This window comes from Micrococcus sp. TA1 (assembly GCF_014199555.1).
Classification (GTDB): Bacteria; Actinomycetota; Actinomycetes; order Actinomycetales; family Micrococcaceae; genus Citricoccus.
Map to the genome: position 1 here is coordinate 342,982 of NZ_JACHNW010000002.1, position 15,567 is coordinate 358,548.

The 15,567-nt window shown below is 67.4% G+C and carries 14 protein-coding genes; 10 read left to right on the forward strand and 4 right to left on the reverse strand.

Going from position 1 to position 15,567, the window contains the following annotated elements:
- Positions 1-6: 6 nt before the first annotated feature.
- Positions 7-2,415 (forward strand): phosphoenolpyruvate synthase, encoded by a 2,409-nt coding sequence (ppsA, locus tag GGQ69_RS12880; RefSeq protein WP_183529151.1) that lies wholly within the window; start codon positions 7-9, stop codon positions 2,413-2,415.
- Positions 2,416-2,441: 26 nt separating this feature from the next.
- Here ppsA and GGQ69_RS12885 read toward each other — a convergent pair whose 3' ends face one another.
- On the reverse strand, positions 2,442-2,873 hold the full coding sequence (locus GGQ69_RS12885) for a universal stress protein (RefSeq protein ID WP_183529153.1): 432 nt from the start codon (positions 2,871-2,873) through the stop codon (positions 2,442-2,444).
- Between the two features lie 233 nt (positions 2,874-3,106).
- Between GGQ69_RS12885 and GGQ69_RS12890 the strand changes: the two genes are divergently transcribed.
- Positions 3,107-4,090 carry an MDR family oxidoreductase gene (locus GGQ69_RS12890; protein ID WP_183529155.1) on the forward strand — a complete coding sequence of 328 codons (984 nt, stop codon included), beginning with the start codon at positions 3,107-3,109 and terminating at the stop codon, positions 4,088-4,090.
- Between the two features lie 127 nt (positions 4,091-4,217).
- On the opposite strand, the gene GGQ69_RS12895 is transcribed toward GGQ69_RS12890, so the two are convergent.
- From GGQ69_RS12895 to GGQ69_RS12905, 3 genes are all read right to left on the reverse strand, one after another.
- Positions 4,218-5,285, reverse strand: coding sequence for a M20/M25/M40 family metallo-hydrolase (locus GGQ69_RS12895; RefSeq protein WP_183529157.1), 1,068 nt, complete (start codon positions 5,283-5,285; stop codon positions 4,218-4,220).
- 70 nt (positions 5,286-5,355) lie between these two features.
- Positions 5,356-6,147 carry an SDR family oxidoreductase gene (locus tag GGQ69_RS12900; protein ID WP_183529159.1) on the reverse strand — a complete coding sequence of 264 codons (792 nt, stop codon included), beginning with the start codon at positions 6,145-6,147 and terminating at the stop codon, positions 5,356-5,358.
- Between the two features lie 200 nt (positions 6,148-6,347).
- A complete protein-coding gene (locus tag GGQ69_RS12905) occupies positions 6,348-7,706 on the reverse strand; it encodes an MFS transporter (protein ID WP_183529161.1) in 1,359 nt (452 codons plus the stop codon).
- Positions 7,707-8,273: 567 nt separating this feature from the next.
- Between GGQ69_RS12905 and GGQ69_RS12910 the strand changes: the two genes are divergently transcribed.
- The 8 genes from GGQ69_RS12910 (at position 8,274) to GGQ69_RS12945 (ending at position 15,339) form a co-directional block, all read left to right on the forward strand.
- Positions 8,274-9,797, forward strand: coding sequence for a pyruvate carboxylase subunit B (locus GGQ69_RS12910; protein ID WP_221243763.1), 1,524 nt, complete (start codon positions 8,274-8,276; stop codon positions 9,795-9,797).
- Between the two features lie 2 nt (positions 9,798-9,799).
- Positions 9,800-10,330 carry an acetyl-CoA carboxylase biotin carboxyl carrier protein gene (gene accB / locus GGQ69_RS12915; protein WP_183529165.1) on the forward strand — a complete coding sequence of 177 codons (531 nt, stop codon included), beginning with the start codon at positions 9,800-9,802 and terminating at the stop codon, positions 10,328-10,330.
- Entirely contained in the window at positions 10,323-11,684 is a 1,362-nt protein-coding gene (gene accC / locus GGQ69_RS12920; RefSeq protein WP_183529167.1) for an acetyl-CoA carboxylase biotin carboxylase subunit, read from the forward strand. The genes accB and accC overlap by 8 nt, the downstream gene beginning before the upstream one ends.
- Before the next feature lie 81 nt (positions 11,685-11,765).
- Entirely contained in the window at positions 11,766-12,794 is a 1,029-nt protein-coding gene (locus tag GGQ69_RS12925; RefSeq protein WP_183529169.1) for a LacI family DNA-binding transcriptional regulator, read from the forward strand.
- A gap of 155 nt (positions 12,795-12,949) precedes the next feature.
- Positions 12,950-13,327, forward strand: coding sequence for a CHY zinc finger protein (locus tag GGQ69_RS12930; protein WP_183529171.1), 378 nt, complete (start codon positions 12,950-12,952; stop codon positions 13,325-13,327).
- On the forward strand, positions 13,284-14,039 hold the full coding sequence (locus GGQ69_RS12935) for an energy-coupling factor ABC transporter ATP-binding protein (protein WP_221243764.1): 756 nt from the start codon (positions 13,284-13,286) through the stop codon (positions 14,037-14,039). The genes GGQ69_RS12930 and GGQ69_RS12935 overlap by 44 nt, the downstream gene beginning before the upstream one ends.
- Positions 14,036-14,665, forward strand: a complete 630-nt coding sequence (locus tag GGQ69_RS12940; protein ID WP_183529173.1) for an energy-coupling factor transporter transmembrane protein EcfT — start codon at positions 14,036-14,038, stop codon at positions 14,663-14,665. Before GGQ69_RS12935 ends, GGQ69_RS12940 begins: the two co-directional genes overlap by 4 nt.
- 68 nt (positions 14,666-14,733) lie before the next feature.
- On the forward strand, positions 14,734-15,339 hold the full coding sequence (locus GGQ69_RS12945; protein WP_183529175.1) for a biotin transporter BioY: 606 nt from the start codon (positions 14,734-14,736) through the stop codon (positions 15,337-15,339).
- Positions 15,340-15,567: the final 228 nt, after the last annotated feature.

The following is a 15,567-nucleotide window of genomic DNA, read 5'->3' on the forward strand; positions in this document are numbered from 1 at the left end:
GCGCACATGGAGCGGCAGCACATCCTATGGCTGGAGGACACCGGCCTCGAGGACCTTCCCCGGGTGGGTGGCAAGAACGCCTCCCTCGGTGAGATGATCCGGACTCTGACCGCCGAGGGGGTCCAGGTCCCTGGGGGGTTCGCGCTCACCGCCGAGGCGTACCGGGAGGTCGTGCAGGCCAACGGCCTCGAGCCCCGCATCCGGGAGCTGCTGGAGCACGGACGCGGTGGCGGGTTGCCGCTCCGCGAGGCCGGCGAGCGCATCCGCCGCCTGTTCCTGGACGCCCCCTTCCCGCCGCCGCTCGTGGACGCGGTGGCCGCGGCCTACGCCGAACTGGCGCGGCGCACCGGCACCACGGACCCGGCGGTGGCCGTGCGCAGCAGCGCCACCGCGGAGGACCTGCCCGAGGCCAGCTTCGCCGGCCAGCAGGAGACCTTCCTCAACGTGTGCGGGGTGGACGGTCTCCTGGACGCCTGCCGCCGCTGCTTCGCCTCCCTGTTCACGGACCGCGCCATCAGCTACCGGGCCCTGAAAGGTTTCGACGACCTGCAGGTGGCGCTGTCCGTGGGCGTGCAGCTGATGGTGGACTCCGCCTCCGGGTCCTCGGGAGTGATGTTCACCCTGGACACGGAGTCCGGCTTCCCGGACGCCGTGGTCGTCAGCGCCACCTGGGGACTGGGTGAGACGGTGGTCCAGGGCACCGTGGACCCGGACAAGTACGTGGTGTTCAAGCCCTTCCTCGACGACGACCGGCTCGTCCCGGTGCTCGAGCGCACCGTGGGGGCCAAGGAGGTCAAGCTGGTCTACGGGCCGCACGCCGGGTCGCCGACCGCCCTGGTGGAGACCTCACCGCAGGAACGCCGGGCGCTCGTGCTCACGGACGCCGAGGTGTTGCGGCTGGCCCGCTGGGCGGCGGCGGTGGAACGCCACTACGGCACCCCCATGGACCTGGAGTGGGCCAAGGACGGTCCCACCGGGGAGCTGTTCATCGTCCAGGCACGCCCGGAGACCGTCCAGGCCCGGCGCAGCGCCACCCGGTTCACGGTGCACCACCTCGAGGAGTCCGGCCGTGCCCTGGCCACGGGGGCGGCCATCGGGGACGCGATCGTCGCGGCGGAGGTGTGTGTGATCCGCAGCGCGGCGGACATCGGCAGCTTCCGCGACGGGGCGATCCTGGTGGCCGAGATGACCGACCCGGACTGGGGACCGGTGATGAAACGGGCCGCCGGGATCATCACCGACCACGGCGGGCCCACCAGCCACGCGGCCATCGTGAGCCGGGAGCTGGGGGTGCCGGCCGTCGTCGGGACCGGCTCCGCCACCCGGGACCTGGCCGACGGCGGAGTGGTCACCCTGTCCTGCGCCGAGGGCGAGGTGGGCCACGTCTACGCGGGGCGGCTGCGGTGGCGCACCGAGGAGGTCGACCTGGAGCGGTTGCCGCGCACCCGCACCAAGGTGATGGTCAACGTGGCCAGCCCGGCCGCCGCCTTCCGGTGGTGGCGGCTGCCCGTGGACGGGGTGGGGCTGGCCCGGATGGAGTTCATCATCACCGAGGCGATCCGCGTCCATCCCATGGCCCTGGTCCACCCCGAGCGCGTGGACTCCGCCGAGGACGCCGAGCGGATCCGCGAGCTGACGAGCGGGTACGACGACCCGCGCGAGTACTTCATCGACCGCCTGGCCACCGGGCTGGGCAAGCTGTGCGCGCCGTACCATCCCCGCCCGGTGATCGTGCGGCTGAGTGACTTCAAGACCAACGAGTACGCGCACCTGCTGGGCGGGCGGGCCTTCGAGCCGGCCGAGGAGAACCCCATGCTCGGCTTCCGCGGCGCCTCGAGGTACGACGACGACCGGTACCGGGAGGGCTTCGAGCTCGAGTGCCGCGCCCTGCGCCGGGTGCGGGAACGGCTGGGCTTCACGAACCTCGCCGTCATGGTGCCCTTCTGCCGGACGGTGCCCGAGGCGGACCGGGTGCTGGCGGCGATGGCCGCGAACGGGCTGGTCCGGGGCCAGGACGGGCTGCTGGTCTACATGATGTGCGAGGTGCCTTCCAACGTGGTGCTCGCCGAGGAGTTCGCCCGCCGCTTCGACGGCTTCTCGATCGGCTCCAACGACCTGACTCAACTGGTGCTCGGGGTGGACCGGGACTCGGAGATCCTGGCCCGGCAGTTCGACGAGCGCGATCCGGCGGTGGAGTCGATGATCGCGGACGTCATCCTCCGGGCGCAGGCGGCGGGCATCACGGTGGGCCTGTGCGGGCAGGGTCCGAGCAACCACGCGGACTTCGCGGAGTTCCTGGTGGAGGCCGGCATTGACTCGATGTCCCTGAACCCGGACTCGGTCCTCCGCACGATCCCGGTCATCGCCGAGGCCGAGCAGGCGGCCGAGAGCGGCGGGCACGTGGGGCACGGCTGACGCACGCGGCGCCGGCGGTGAGAGCCCTACTCGGTCCTGCCGTGCATGATCAGCACGGGGCACGCGGCGTGCGCGCCGACGGCGGAACTGACCGAACCGAGCAACAGGCCCCGGAACCCGCCCCGGCCGCGGCTGCCGACCACGAGCATGCGCGCGCCCTTGCTCAGCTCGGTGAGCACCTGCGCGGGCTGGCCCTTCTGCACCACGGTCTGCAGCGAGGCCGGCGGTTCATCGCCGAACGCCTCGGCGAGCGTGCCGTCGAGCCGTTGCCGGGCCTCCTGCTCGGGGTCGTAGCCGACCAGTTCCGGGATCTCCCCACTCGCTGCGGGCCACTGCCAGGCCGCCACCGCCATCAGCGGGGCGTTCATCAGATCCGCCATGATCTTGCCCTCGCGCAGCGCCTCGATCGACTGGTCCGACCCGTCGACCCCGACGACCACCGGCTTCGACTCGTCCATGGTGTTCCCCTTCTGCGTCGTTTCCACTGCCGGCCCGTCGTCTCCACGTCAGCAGGAGCGCGCGGGGTCCAGCACACGGGCCCGGAGGGCCCGTGGAGTGCGGCCACAGTAGGCAGCGGCTCGGCTGCGGCACAAGGGCCGGAGCGCGGGCGGGGCTGACGGACGGCCACGTCGGCCCGTAACGTGACGTGGGAGCGACCCCCACCGTGGGGCGAGGACAGGAAGGGTGATTCATGCGGGCAGTGATCGTGGAGTCCCGGGGAGCGGAGGCGCGCCTGGAGGAGACGGCCGATGAGGGCATCCTCAGCGGTCCCGTGGAGCTTGACGTGCTCTACTCCAGCTACAACTACAAGGACGGCCTGGCCATCACCGGTGCCGGCCGGGGCGTGCTGCAGAACTGGCCGATCATCCCGGGCATCGACATCGTCGGCACGGTCACCCGCTCCGACGATCCGGCCTGGGACCCCGGGGACACGGTGGTGCTCAACGGGGACGGCATCGGCGAATCGCGCAACGGCGGCTTCGCGACCCGGGCCCGGGTCCGCGGCGAGGCCCTCGTGGAGCTGCCCCGGGAGATCAGCCCGGTGCGCGCCGCAGCCATCGGCACCGCCGGCTTCACGGCCATGATCTCCGTGCTGCAGCTGGCCGATGCCGGACTCACCCCGGGGGCCGGGGACATCCTGGTCACCGGCGCGGCCGGTGGCGTGGGATCGGTGGCGGTGTCCCTGCTGGCCGCCCGCGGTTACCGGGTGGTGGCCTCCACCGGGCGGGCCGAGGAGGAGGGTGACTACCTGCGGGACCTCGGTGCCGCCGACCTCCTCGACCGTCACGAGCTCTCCGAGGACCTCGGCAAGCCCCTGCAGGAACAGCGCTGGGCCGGCGCCGTGGACGTCGCCGGCAGCACCACCCTGGCCAACGTCCTGGCCCAGACCAACTACGGCGGGACCGTGTCCGCCTGCGGCCTGGCGCAGGGCATGGACCTGCCCACGACCGTGGCGCCGTTCATCCTGCGCGGCGTCACCCTCACCGGCGCCAACTCTGTCTTCGCACCGCAGGCCCTGCGCCAGCGGGCCTGGACCGCCCTGGCCGACGAGCTCGACCTGGACCAGCTCGACCGGATGACCACGACCATCGGGCTGGCCGAGACCATCCCCTACGCCCAGCAGATCCTGGCCGGGCGCACCCGCGGGCGCACCGTGGTGGACGTCAACGGGTAGGCCCGCCACCTTCTGCCCGGGCTGGTTCCTTCCGCTGATCTGGCCCAACAGCGCCGGGCAGCGCGGTGGCCGGGTACAGCTAGCTCAGAGGGTGATGCAGTGAAGAGGAACGTGTGGATGCGCACTTTCAACGCCTGCTGTCCGATACAACCCGCCAGAAATGTTCAACGGCAGTGTCGAGAGAGGACAGGTCAAGTGTCTCGTCGACGGAATGCATCATTGCTGGATCCCCCGGGCCCCAGATCACGATCGGCGTCTCAGGAAACCGGTCTTGGAGAACCGAACCATCAGTGAAGTAAGGGACTGCCGGTGCTGGGGAGTAATCCCGCAATACCGGCGGGGGCTGCGCGGCGCGGACGGGAGCCAGATTGATCAACTCGGTGATGCGAAGGTCGCCGTGCAGGCCGTGTAGCCAGTCGAGGATCTTTCCGGGATTGCCTATGGTGCGGAAATCCAGTGACAGTTCTGCATGGTCCGGAACGATATTGGGCACGCTGCCCCCGGAAAGGTGACCGAGGTTGACTGTTTCCTGACCCAAGTACTCATCGGAGGCCGCAGGAAACGCTTCGAGGTGGTCGACGACCCCCCTCACGAGGGTATTGATCGCATTGGTGCCGGCATGTGGCCGAGAACCGTGGGCGGCTACACCGTGGGCTTCGACCCGCACCCATAGAGCTCCACGGTGACCCAGCGACACCTGGTTCTCGGTGGCTTCCGGGACGATGATCAGCGCCGGGTCCAAGGAGGCCAGTTCCTCAGCCGCGACGGCAGCCCCCCGACTGCCGATCTCCTCGTCGGCCGTCAGGAGAACAGCCACGTCTGCTCCCTGGATGTCCGCACGGATCAAGGTGACGAGTGCCGCGACCAGGCCACCTTTCATGTCAACGCTCCCCCTGCCGTGCAGTGTGCCCCGTGCGAAGTCGATAGCACCGTCCAATGGGTGAGAAGACCAGGCATCTGCGTTACCAACTGGCACGGTATCGGTATGACAGACGAAGATCACCGGAGCTGACCCGCTGCCAGTCATGAGCAAGGTCCACGGGTAGTTGCTTCCCCGAGTGGTGGTCACACCAGAGGTGTGGCGCTCCACCCAGTCGATGCAGAGGCTTTGGAGACGGTACTGGGCCTCCAGGTCTCTCGATTCCGTCTCGAGTCGCACGAGCGTCTGCAGGAAATGCCAGTAGTCGTTCTCCATGGGTCTCCCACCTCGTCTTCCATCTTCTGAGTGCCTTGTCTCCCCGACCCTCCACGGGGCGGATACTCGACTACCGAGACAGCCAGCCTCCGTCGATGGCCAGGGCAGCTCCACTGACATAGGCAGCGGCGTCGGAGGCAAGGAAGACGACCGCTCCTGCCAGGTCCTCGGGACGTCCCCAACTATTGGCCGGGATACGGCGCAACATGTTCTGCGCTCGCTCGGCGTTCTCCCGGTGGGCACGGGTGAAATCAGTGTCCATGTAACCCGGCGCGACTGCATTGACCCTGATGCCATGCGGGGTCCATTCATTGGCCAGCGCTCGGGTGAGGCCAAGCAGTCCATGCTTGGAGGCCGCATAGGCAGGGACTTCCATGCCGCCTTGGAACGCGTTGATCGAGGCGATGTTGATGATGCTGGCAGGGGCCTGGCCAGCCGCAAGGATGCCACGAGCGAAAGCCTGGCTCAGAAGGAACGGGGCCGTGAGGTTCACATCGAGGACTGCCGACCAATCGGAAGGCGACGTCTCGAGGGCCGGGCCTCTTCGGATGATCCCGGCATTGTTGACCAAGATGGTCGGCTGGGCCAACTCGTCCCGAGCCCATGAGATCAGACGCGCAGCGGTATCCGGCGTGAGGACACTGAGATCAGTCTCATGCGTGGAGCAGTCAACCCCTAGGTCACGGACCTCCTGCGCCACCTGATCGAGGTCATCGAGCCCGACTGCCAGGACATCGGCCCCGGCCTCGGCCAGCGCGAGTGCCATGGAGCGCCCGAGACCACTTGACGCGCCCGTGACCAGCGCGGTCTTCCCCTCCAACCGGAAGAGATCCAGGACGGGGGTGCGGGATGCCGTGGACATGGGTAAACCACCTTCGTGTCATGCTGTCGTCGGAATCGGGAGGGCCAGGGCCGACAGGACTCGCCGGTCAGTGCCCTAGAGCCCCTTGAGCGTGGGCGTTGCCGCATTCGGCCAGACACCACGCCGCCGCCACCCCCTGCGGGAGTGGATCAGGTGCATGACGGCGGCGAGGCGTCTGACAGGACTCCTGGCGGGTCGAATTACACGGCTCTCAGGTCCACCCCCTTGGTTTCCGGCAGCAGCTTCATCGCAACGAGGGTCAAGAGGCAGAGGACGACGACGACGGCCCCGGACAGCCAGGCGAGATCGATCGACACGAACAACTGGTACACGTACGGTGCGGTGCCGCCGAAGACGGCGACCGAGATGGAGTAGGCGAGGCCGATGCTCTGGGTGCGCTGCGACGTCGGGAAGACCTCCGACATGATCGAGGACAGCAGGGAGCCCGAGGCGGCCACCAGCACCAGGGCGATCGTTGAGGCAACCAGGAGGGTCCACGGCTCATCGGTGATCATTGCCATGAGGGGGATCTGGAGAACACCCATCGCGATCGCGAAGAAGTAGATGACGGGCTTACGACCGATACGGTCAGAGAGCCGGCCCCAGAGCGGAAGCGCGGCCAAACCCACCGACTGCGCGATGACCGTCACCCAGTATGCGCCCTGGATGGACATCCCACGCTGCGTGATGGCATACGTCGAGACATACGACGACCAGGTGTAGTGGGCCGCTGTCACGCCCGACACCATCCCGATGATCAAAAAGATCGAGACCCACCGGCGACGGGGAGCCCGCGCCCCGACGACTTGAGGCGCCCCTTCGCTGGCCACCGGCGTCGAGACCGTCCTGGGCTCCATCGATGTGTCGTCAGCGTTCTCGTCGAAGACCTCAGACTCGTGCATCCCCCGCCGAAGGTAGAGGGCGAACACCGCACCGAATGCACCCAGGATGAACGGGATGCGCCATCCCCACTCGGCCACCTGCGATTCCGCAAGGACCAGGGAGATCAGGCCCCCCAAGACATACGCAATGACCGAACCGCCGAAGATGGCGACGAAGACGAGGCTTCCCCACTGCCCGCGCTTGTGCCGGGGGGCGATCTCGGGAATATAGCTGTTCGCCGTAGCCGACTCGCCACCGTGGGCGAATCCCTGGATCATCCGGACCAGAAGCAGCCCGATGGACGCACCGAGACCGATGGTCTCGTACGACGGCATGAGCCCGATGACCACGGAGGCCAGAGCCATCATGACCATCGTGGTGATCATGACCTTCTTCCTTCCCTTGCGGTCCGAGAGGGCGCCGAACACCACGCCGCCCAAGGGACGCATGAGGAAGCCGACCGCGAATACGGCCAGCGTGGACAGAAGAGCTGAGGCGGGATCCGACTTGTTGAACATCGCAGCCGCAATGAAGGGAGCGAACACGGCGTAGGAACTCCACTCGTACCACTCCAACAGCTGGCCGATCGTGCTGGCGCGAAGCGACCTCCGGCTCTGCTGCCGAGATATCGAACTGACGCCTGCGTCAAGCTCTTTCTCATCTACCGACTGGACCATCGTGTCCCCTTCAGATTGATGCCGCACACATTGTTTTGGGTGCCGCAGGGTGGAGATGTCGTGACTACGTATTCATACGTGGGCCGCGAACTGGATATGAAAAATCGAACGCTTGAGGGTTGCGAGAAGTCAGCCCCGACGCCCCCGGGGTGACTGCCTTCGGTCTCCTGCCTGTCCTTCATGAAGATCCCCCGCCCGCCCGGGCCAAGACGCAGGAGGAGTCGGGGTGCGTCCCCATGGAGGGGAAGCGTCGTGCTTCGGGGTTGATCGCCCACAACTCCGACCGAGATCGCCTTGATCCGCAAGGCTCTCCGGGCCGGGTCGACCACTTCGGGACAGGATGACAACGGGTGGCCCAGGGCCATGGGTGGGCCTTGGCGGCGGCCGCCGACTTCGCCCAGGCGTCGTGGCCGTCGGTTGTGTGCGCCGTGCCAGTTTTACCGCCTCGACGCGTCGTGTCAAGAATCACACCCGGGGGTTGACGAAGTGGCGTGACTACGATTTCATGATGGTGAATACGATTTCACACCACATGGCCGAGTGATGCCAGGGAAGAGGTCAGAGTTGATGGACGCAACTGAAACGATCGCGTCGGTAATGAGCGTGGGTGGTCGGCCGGCAGGGAGCCGCCGAGAGATCAAGATCATCGACACCACGTTGCGTGACGCGCATCAGAGCATCTGGGCGACGCGCATGCGGACGGAGCACATCGAGCAGATGGTGGCCGACTTCGACCAGGTCGGTTTCGAACACGTTGATCTCGTGGCGCCGATCCAGTTCGACGTGGCGGTGCGCTACCTCAAGGAAGACCCGTGGGAACGGGTGCGCCGGGCCCATGAGCTCGCCCCGACCACCACGTTCCGTGCACTGATCCGCTCCCGCAACATCGCCGCGTTCGACTTCCTGCCCGACGACGTGATCATGGCGTGGGTGGAGCGGTTGTACGCGAACGGATTCCGGGCGATCGGCTCCTTCGACGGGCTGAACGACATCGACAACATTGCCCCCGGACTGCGCCACGCCAAGAGGCTCGGTGCTGAGACGTTCGGCGCAGTGGCGTTCTGCGAGAGTCCCGTCCACACCGACGAGCTGTTCGTGGCCAAGGCGACCGAGCTCATCGAGAAGGCCGATGTCGACCGGATCATGCTCAAGGACGCCGGCGGCCTGCTGACTCCCGAGCGCATCCGCACACTGGTGCCGGCGCTCAAGGACGTCATCGGCAACCGCCCGCTGGAGGTGCACACCCACTCGCTCACCGGGCTGGCACCGCTGGTCTGCCTGGAAGCGGCCGAGGCCGGCGCCGACTCGCTGCACCTCTCGGTGGCACCCCTGGCGGCAGGCAACGGCCAGCCCTCGGTGCAGAACGTCGTGCGGGACCTGCGGGCGCTGGGCTACGTCGTGAACGTGGACGACGGGAAGATCGACGAGATCAGCGAGACGATCCGGCAGATCGCCGAGCACGAGGGCAAGCCCCTCGGCGAACCGGTCGAGTACAACGGCCTGCATTTCATGCACCAGACCCCCGGCGGGATGCTGTCGAACTTCCGCACGCAACTCGCGACGGCGGGCCTGGCCGACCGTTACGAGGAGCTACTGCACGAGATCGCCCGGGTCCGCTCCGAATTGGCGTACCCGATCATGATCACCCCCTTCGCCCAGTTCGTCGGGACGCAGGCGGCCATGAACGTCATGACCGGTGAGCGCTACAAGATGGTCCCGAACGAGATCAAGAAGTACGTGCTCGGCTACTACGGCGACCTGCTTGCCGACATCGACCCCGAACTGCGGCAGAGGATCATCGACAACGGTGCCTCGGACATCGCCCTGGAGCCCAGCGAACCGGCGCCCATGCTCCAGGACCTCGCGGCCCGGCACCCCGAGGAGTCGATCGATCACCACCTGTTGCGTGCCATGTTCGCCGGCAGCCAGGTCGACGAGATGAAGAAGGCCGTCGCCTCCGGCGGCAACCCCGACGAGGTCCCTCACCCCCTGCTCGGGATCGTGAAGGCGCTGCACGCCACCGGCCAGACCGGCACCAAGACCCTGAATGCCGGAGACCTCAAGATCAGCATCACCCAAGGAGAGAACTGACCATGTCACTGAACCAGCCTGACATCCGCGAACTCAAGAGCCTCGTCGACTGGGCGCACACCACCACCGACGTGCGCGAACTGTCGATCAAGTACGGCGACGTCGAACTGTTCGTCTCGCGCAACGAGCGCACCGCCGCGGCGCCGAGCCCTGCGGCGCCCGCGGCGGTGCCCGCTCCTGCCCCGGTGGCGGCACCGGCCCCCGTGAGCGCCCCGGCGGCCACGGCCACCGCGGTTGCTCCCGCGCCTGCCGCTGCGCCCCCTTCTGCTCCGGCCGCGGCCGCCGAGGACGAGGTCGTCATCACCGCCCCGATGGTCGGCACCTTCTACGCCTCGCCGAAGCCGGGCGCCCCGGAGTTCGTGAAGGTGGGCGATCGCGTCACGGCCGATTCGGTGCTGTGCATCCTCGAGGTGATGAAGCTGATGAACAACATCGAGGCGAAGGTCGACGGCGTGGTGACCCAGATCCTGGCGGAGAACGAGCATGCCGTCGAGTACGGCCAGCCGCTGATGGTGATCAAGCGCGATGCCTGAGCAGCTGAAGAGCGTCCTCATCGCCAACCGGGGCGAGATCGCCCTGCGCATCGTCCGGGCGTGCAAGGAGCTGGGGATCCGAAGTGTCCTGGCCTATTCCGAGGCCGACCGCGACTCGCTTCCGGTCAAGCTGGCCGACCAGGCGGTCTGCATCGGGCCGGCGAACTCGGCCAAGAGCTACCGGGACCCGCGGGCGATCATCAGCGCCGCGCTGGCGTTCAAGGTCGATGCGATCCATCCGGGGTACGGGTTCCTGGCCGAGAACGCCGATTTCGCCGCGATGTGCGAGGAGGAGGGGGTCGGCTTCGTCGGTCCCGCCGCGGGCATCATCCGGCGCATGGGCGACAAGATCGAGGCCAAGAAGATCGCCCGCGCGGCCGGAGTGCCGACGGTCCCCGGTTCCCTGGGTGCGATCGCCGAGTACGACGAGGCGCTCGTCGTGGCCGGTGAGGTCGGCTACCCCCTGCTGATCAAGGCCGCCGCGGGCGGCGGCGGACGCGGCATGCGAGTGGTCGAGTCGGGCGAGACACTGGAACGAGACCTCGGCGAGATCATGTCGGAGGCCGAAACGGCCTTCGGGGACCCTTCCGTGTACATCGAGCGGTACCTCACCGACATCCGGCATATCGAGATCCAGGTCATGTCCGACGGGCAGTCGACCGTGCATCTCGGGGAGCGGGACTGCACGGCGCAGCGCCGCAATCAGAAGCTGGTCGAGGAGGCACCGTCGCCGGTCCTGGACGACGAGCTGCGTGAGGGCCTCTCCCGGGCCGCGGTCGCGCTGTGCCAAGAGGTCGGCTACCGCAATGCCGGCACGGTGGAGTTCGTGTTCGACAACATCGAACGGCAGTACTACTTCATCGAGATGAACACCCGCATCCAGGTCGAGCACCCGGTGTCGGAGATGATCACGGGCATCGACCTGATCAAGCTCCAGCTCGAGATCGCCGCGGGCAATCCGCTGCCCCTGGCGCAGGAGGACATCGTCATCCGGGGGCACGCGATCGAATGCCGCATCAACGCCGAGGACCCCGCCCAGGGGTTCATGCCCAGTCCCGGACGGATCGAGGACTTCCGCGCTCCGGGCGGGTTCGGGGTGCGGCTCGACACGCATATCGAGACCGGTTATGTGATCCCGCCCTTCTACGACTCGATGGTCGGCAAGCTCATCGTCTGGGGCCGGGACCGGGACGAGGCGATCACCCGCGCCTTGCGGGCGATCGACGAAATGGAGGTTGACGGCGTGACCACCACCGCCAGCTTCCAGGGCGAGATCCTCAACAGCGACGTGTTCCGCAGTGGGGATTTCAACACCGCCTTCGTCGCGAGGTTCCTGGCCGACCAGGTCAGCTGAGGGGCCCCTGGGGGTTACCGCGTCACGGCCTTTTCGAATCGCTGTTCGACCGTCGGTAGGCTCGCGACAACAGGCGACGCGATGCGATTCGTCGCCAGAGATGAGGAATGGATGCTGACGGGCAGGGAGATCGCGCGGCTAGCCGGCGTATCGCAGGCCACCGTCTCACGTGTTGTCCAGGGCTCCCCCCGGGTCAGCCCTGAGAACCGGCGCCGCGTGGAGAAGGTGCTGGCGGAGGTCGACTATGTGCCGAACGCCCAGGCTCGGGCCATGCGGATCAAGCGCTCGGGTGCCATCGGGGTCGTGGTCGGTGAAATCACCAACCCCTGGTACCCGGTGATGCTCTACGCACTGGCCCGGGAGATCGATGGTGCCGGCCTGCGGATGAATGTGTGGGTCTCCGACGGCGAGAACAGCGAGCAGGCGGCAATCGAGGCCATCCGATCCAAGCTCGTGGACGGGTTGATCTTCACCACCGCAACCCGCGAGTCCAAGGCATTGCGCACTGCACTCGATATGGGACTGCCCGTCGTCCTGGTCAACCGGAGCTTGGAGGGGGTCACGAGTGATCAGGTCACAGGCGACAACGTCGGCGGGGGCGCTGCCGTCGCAACCTACTTCCTCACCCATGGCCGCACGGACGTCGCCGTCGTCGGCGGCGGCCCGGGCATCAGCACGGGACGCGAGAGACGCAAGGGATTCGTGGACGCCTTCGCCGACGCGGGAATCGGCATCCCCCTTGCTCGCGCCCCCGAGACGGAATTCACCCATGAGGCGGGCCTGGAGGCCGGCAGGAAGCTGCTGGCCGACAAGCCCCCGCAGGCGATCTTCTGTGCAACCGACATCATTGCCTTCGGCGTCATCGACGCCGCCCGGCAAAGGGGTCTCCGGGTGCCCGAGGACCTCTGGGTCGTGGGATATGACGACATCCCGATGTCGGCGTGGAAGGTGCTCGACCTCACGACGATCCGTCAACCCGTCGATGAGATGGCCGCGATCTCACTACAAAAGCTCCTGGCGCGTCTCGACGACACGAACACCGCGTTCGAGCATCGTCGAATCGAGACGGAACTCATTGTGCGGGGAACCACGGGGAACGTACCGATGTGATCCCGGCTGCCGGGCCAGAAGATCCGTGAAACCAACCGTGCGCCCACAGCCGCAGTTCGTGACGGGGACCCATCCCCGCTGACCGAAGCCTTCAGAGTCCGGTTCGTGTGGACTCCGGGATCTGAGGGGACCACCGTGAATCCAGGAGGGTTCGGATGCCAAGGGTTCTAGGACGCCTGGTGGACGACCAGACGCGGTGCGTCCATTACCGCACGTCGCTCGACGTGGTCGCGATCAAGTTCCGATGCTGTGACCAGTACTACCCCTGTCATCTCTGCCACCAGGAGACCTCAGGCCACCCGGCAGTGCCGTGGCCGGTGAGCGAGCACGATACCTCGGCCGTGTTGTGCGGGGTGTGCAAGACCGAGCTCGCTATCCGCGACTACCTATCAGTGGACTGTTGCCCCCACTGCTCGGCACGGTTCAATCCCGGATGCCGTCTGCATGCCCACTTGTACTTCACAACGGAGACCCCTCAGGAGGCCACCCATGGTGCCGATCACACAATTGCTGCAGCGCCGCCTGCACCGTGACCCGCCCGCGGGGACTCCTATGTCGCGGGACTCGAGCATCCACCTGAGGGGAGTCACGGTCACCCGGGAGGGCCAGGACGTTCTGCGAGACGTCGACCTGTCCCTGGTCGAGCACCGCATCGCCGTCATCGGCCCCAACGGTTCGGGCAAGTCCACTCTCGTGCGCCTGCTCAACGGCCTGTTGCTCCCCACCCGCGGCACGGTCCAGGTCGGCGAACTGTCCACGGCGCACGACGCGAAGAGGATCCGCCGGCAGGTCGGCTTCGTGTTCCAGAACCCCGAGAACCAGATCGTGATGCCGCTGGTGGCCGAGGACCTGGCCTTCGGGGCCAAGAACCTAGGCCTACGCGGGGCGGACCTCGCCACGCGAGTCGACGAGGCCCTGGAACGCCTGGGCATCGGGCACTTGCGCGAGCGGGAGTCCCACGCCCTGTCCGGGGGCGAGAAGCAAATGGTCGCGCTGGCCTCGGTATTGGTCATGGACCCTGCCACGATCATCTTCGACGAACCGACGACCATGCTGGACCGACGCAACAGGCGCCGGCTGCAGGCCATCATCGACGGTCTCGACCAGCGGGCGATCGTGGTGACCCATGATCTCGACCTGATCGGCGATTACCAGCGCGTCCTGGTCATCCACGACGGTCGGGTGGCCTTCGACGGTGCTCCGGGGCCCGCGGTGGAGTTCTATTGCGAGATCAGCGACCGATGACCGATGCACAGCGCACCGGCCCCCTGACGCGCGTCCCCGTCGGGTGGAAGTTCGCCTTTCTCTTCGTGGCCAGCATCGGCATCTACACCGTGACGAACCTGGCCGTCCAGGTCGCGGTCTTCTGCGGGGCCCTGGTCGCCGCTTGGCTCACGAACACCCCCTGGGCCCGTCTGGCGAGGATGCTGTCGGGGTTGGCGCTCATCGTCGGGATCGTATTCCTCACCCTGGGCCTCACGACGACGTGGGAGGCCGCCACAGTAGCGGCCCTGCGATTGCTCAGCCTGTGCCTGTTCGGTTACGCGCTCAGCCTGTCCACCACCTTCAGCCAGATGCTCGCCCTCTTCGAGTGGCTGTTGACGCCAACCCGGTACGTGGGGCTGAACCCAGCGCGGATGAGCTTGGCCCTGTCTCTGACGCTCCGGTTCATCCCGCACCTCCGCGTCCAGTACCTCACGGTGAGGGAGGCACAGTTCGCCCGTGGGCTGCACAACAGCCCCGTCGCCATACTGGTTCCTCTCCTCGTGCGCACCCTTGAATCGGCTGAAGAGGTCGCTGCCGCCCTCGACGCCCGCTGTTACGACTCCGCGCCACCTCCTCGCCCACTGGGCCGGAGCTCTCCTCGCTGATCCCTGTTCCGTCCCAAGATCCCCGTTCCGCACGCTCAAGCTCCCCTGCATTCACCCGAAGGACCCCCATGGCCACTGCCACCACCCAGACCACCCAGAACACCCAGAACACCGTCCTGGTGGCCATGTTCGCCGCCCTGATCGCCGCCTTGGGTCTCGTGCCACCGATCACGGTCGGGATCATCCCGGTGCCCATCACCCTGCAGACCCTCGGGGTGATGCTCGCCGGTGCGCTGCTGGGCCCGGTGCGAGGCATGCTCTCCGTCGTGGTGTTGCACGTCCTGGTGCTGGCCGGTCTGCCGCTACTGGCCGGTGGCCGAGGCGGACTCGGAGTGGTTCTGGGGCCCACCGGAGGTTACTTCGTGGGTTGGATCCCCGCCGCCCTGGTCATCGGGGCACTGGTCCAGTACTGGGCGATCCGGCGCACCGGCCAGGTCGCCCGCATCGCCGCGGTGCTGATCAGCCTCATCGTCGGCGGGATAGTGGTGATCTACGCCGTCGGGGTGCCGTGGACGGCCGTGGTCACCGGCCTGCCGCTCTCCACCTCCGTCCTGGGCGCACTCGCCTTCATCCCCGGGGACCTGATCAAGGCGGTCGTGGCGACGACGGCTGCGATCGGTGTCCATCGCAGCTACCGCCGTCTCCTGGGCGGGACACAGGTCCTCACCCGCTGATCGTCGTGGACTGATGCCCGGGGCACGAGATCACCACCGAGGACGAGTACACGCACCTTTAAGCTCGGGCAGATCCCTGGACCGAGAATGCCCGCGAGAATCCGCCGCGGCCGGTGGAAACGGGTGGCCCACAGGGGACAGGCTGTGCGCCCCGCTGCCGCCATGGACAGCTCAGGACGCCCCAAGAACGCACATCAACTGGCCCACCCAGCAACGCGGGGTGCCGTC

Bases quoted from the DNA above. Each gene is read 5' to 3' on its own strand.
- GGQ69_RS12885 (WP_183529153.1), bottom strand. From the start codon at position 2,873: ATGGACGAGTCGAAGCCGGTGGTCGTCGGGGTCGACGGGTCGGACCAG.
- GGQ69_RS12895 (WP_183529157.1), bottom strand. From the start codon at position 5,285: ATGGAGAACGACTACTGGCATTTCCTGCAGACGCTCGTGCGACTCGAG.
- GGQ69_RS12900 (WP_183529159.1), bottom strand. From the start codon at position 6,147: ATGTCCACGGCATCCCGCACCCCCGTCCTGGATCTCTTCCGGTTGGAG.
- GGQ69_RS12930 (WP_183529171.1), top strand. From the start codon at position 12,950: ATGCCAAGGGTTCTAGGACGCCTGGTGGACGACCAGACGCGGTGCGTC.
- GGQ69_RS12910 (WP_221243763.1), top strand. From the start codon at position 8,274: ATGGACGCAACTGAAACGATCGCGTCGGTAATGAGCGTGGGTGGTCGG.
- GGQ69_RS12905 (WP_183529161.1), bottom strand. From the start codon at position 7,706: ATGGTCCAGTCGGTAGATGAGAAAGAGCTTGACGCAGGCGTCAGTTCG.
- GGQ69_RS12890 (WP_183529155.1), top strand. From the start codon at position 3,107: ATGCGGGCAGTGATCGTGGAGTCCCGGGGAGCGGAGGCGCGCCTGGAG.
- GGQ69_RS12945 (WP_183529175.1), top strand. From the start codon at position 14,734: ATGGCCACTGCCACCACCCAGACCACCCAGAACACCCAGAACACCGTC.
- GGQ69_RS12925 (WP_183529169.1), top strand. From the start codon at position 11,766: ATGCGATTCGTCGCCAGAGATGAGGAATGGATGCTGACGGGCAGGGAG.
- GGQ69_RS12940 (WP_183529173.1), top strand. From the start codon at position 14,036: ATGACCGATGCACAGCGCACCGGCCCCCTGACGCGCGTCCCCGTCGGG.
- accC (WP_183529167.1), top strand. From the start codon at position 10,323: ATGCCTGAGCAGCTGAAGAGCGTCCTCATCGCCAACCGGGGCGAGATC.
- GGQ69_RS12935 (WP_221243764.1), top strand. From the start codon at position 13,284: ATGGTGCCGATCACACAATTGCTGCAGCGCCGCCTGCACCGTGACCCG.
- accB (WP_183529165.1), top strand. From the start codon at position 9,800: ATGTCACTGAACCAGCCTGACATCCGCGAACTCAAGAGCCTCGTCGAC.
- ppsA (WP_183529151.1), top strand. From the start codon at position 7: ATGGAGCGGCAGCACATCCTATGGCTGGAGGACACCGGCCTCGAGGAC.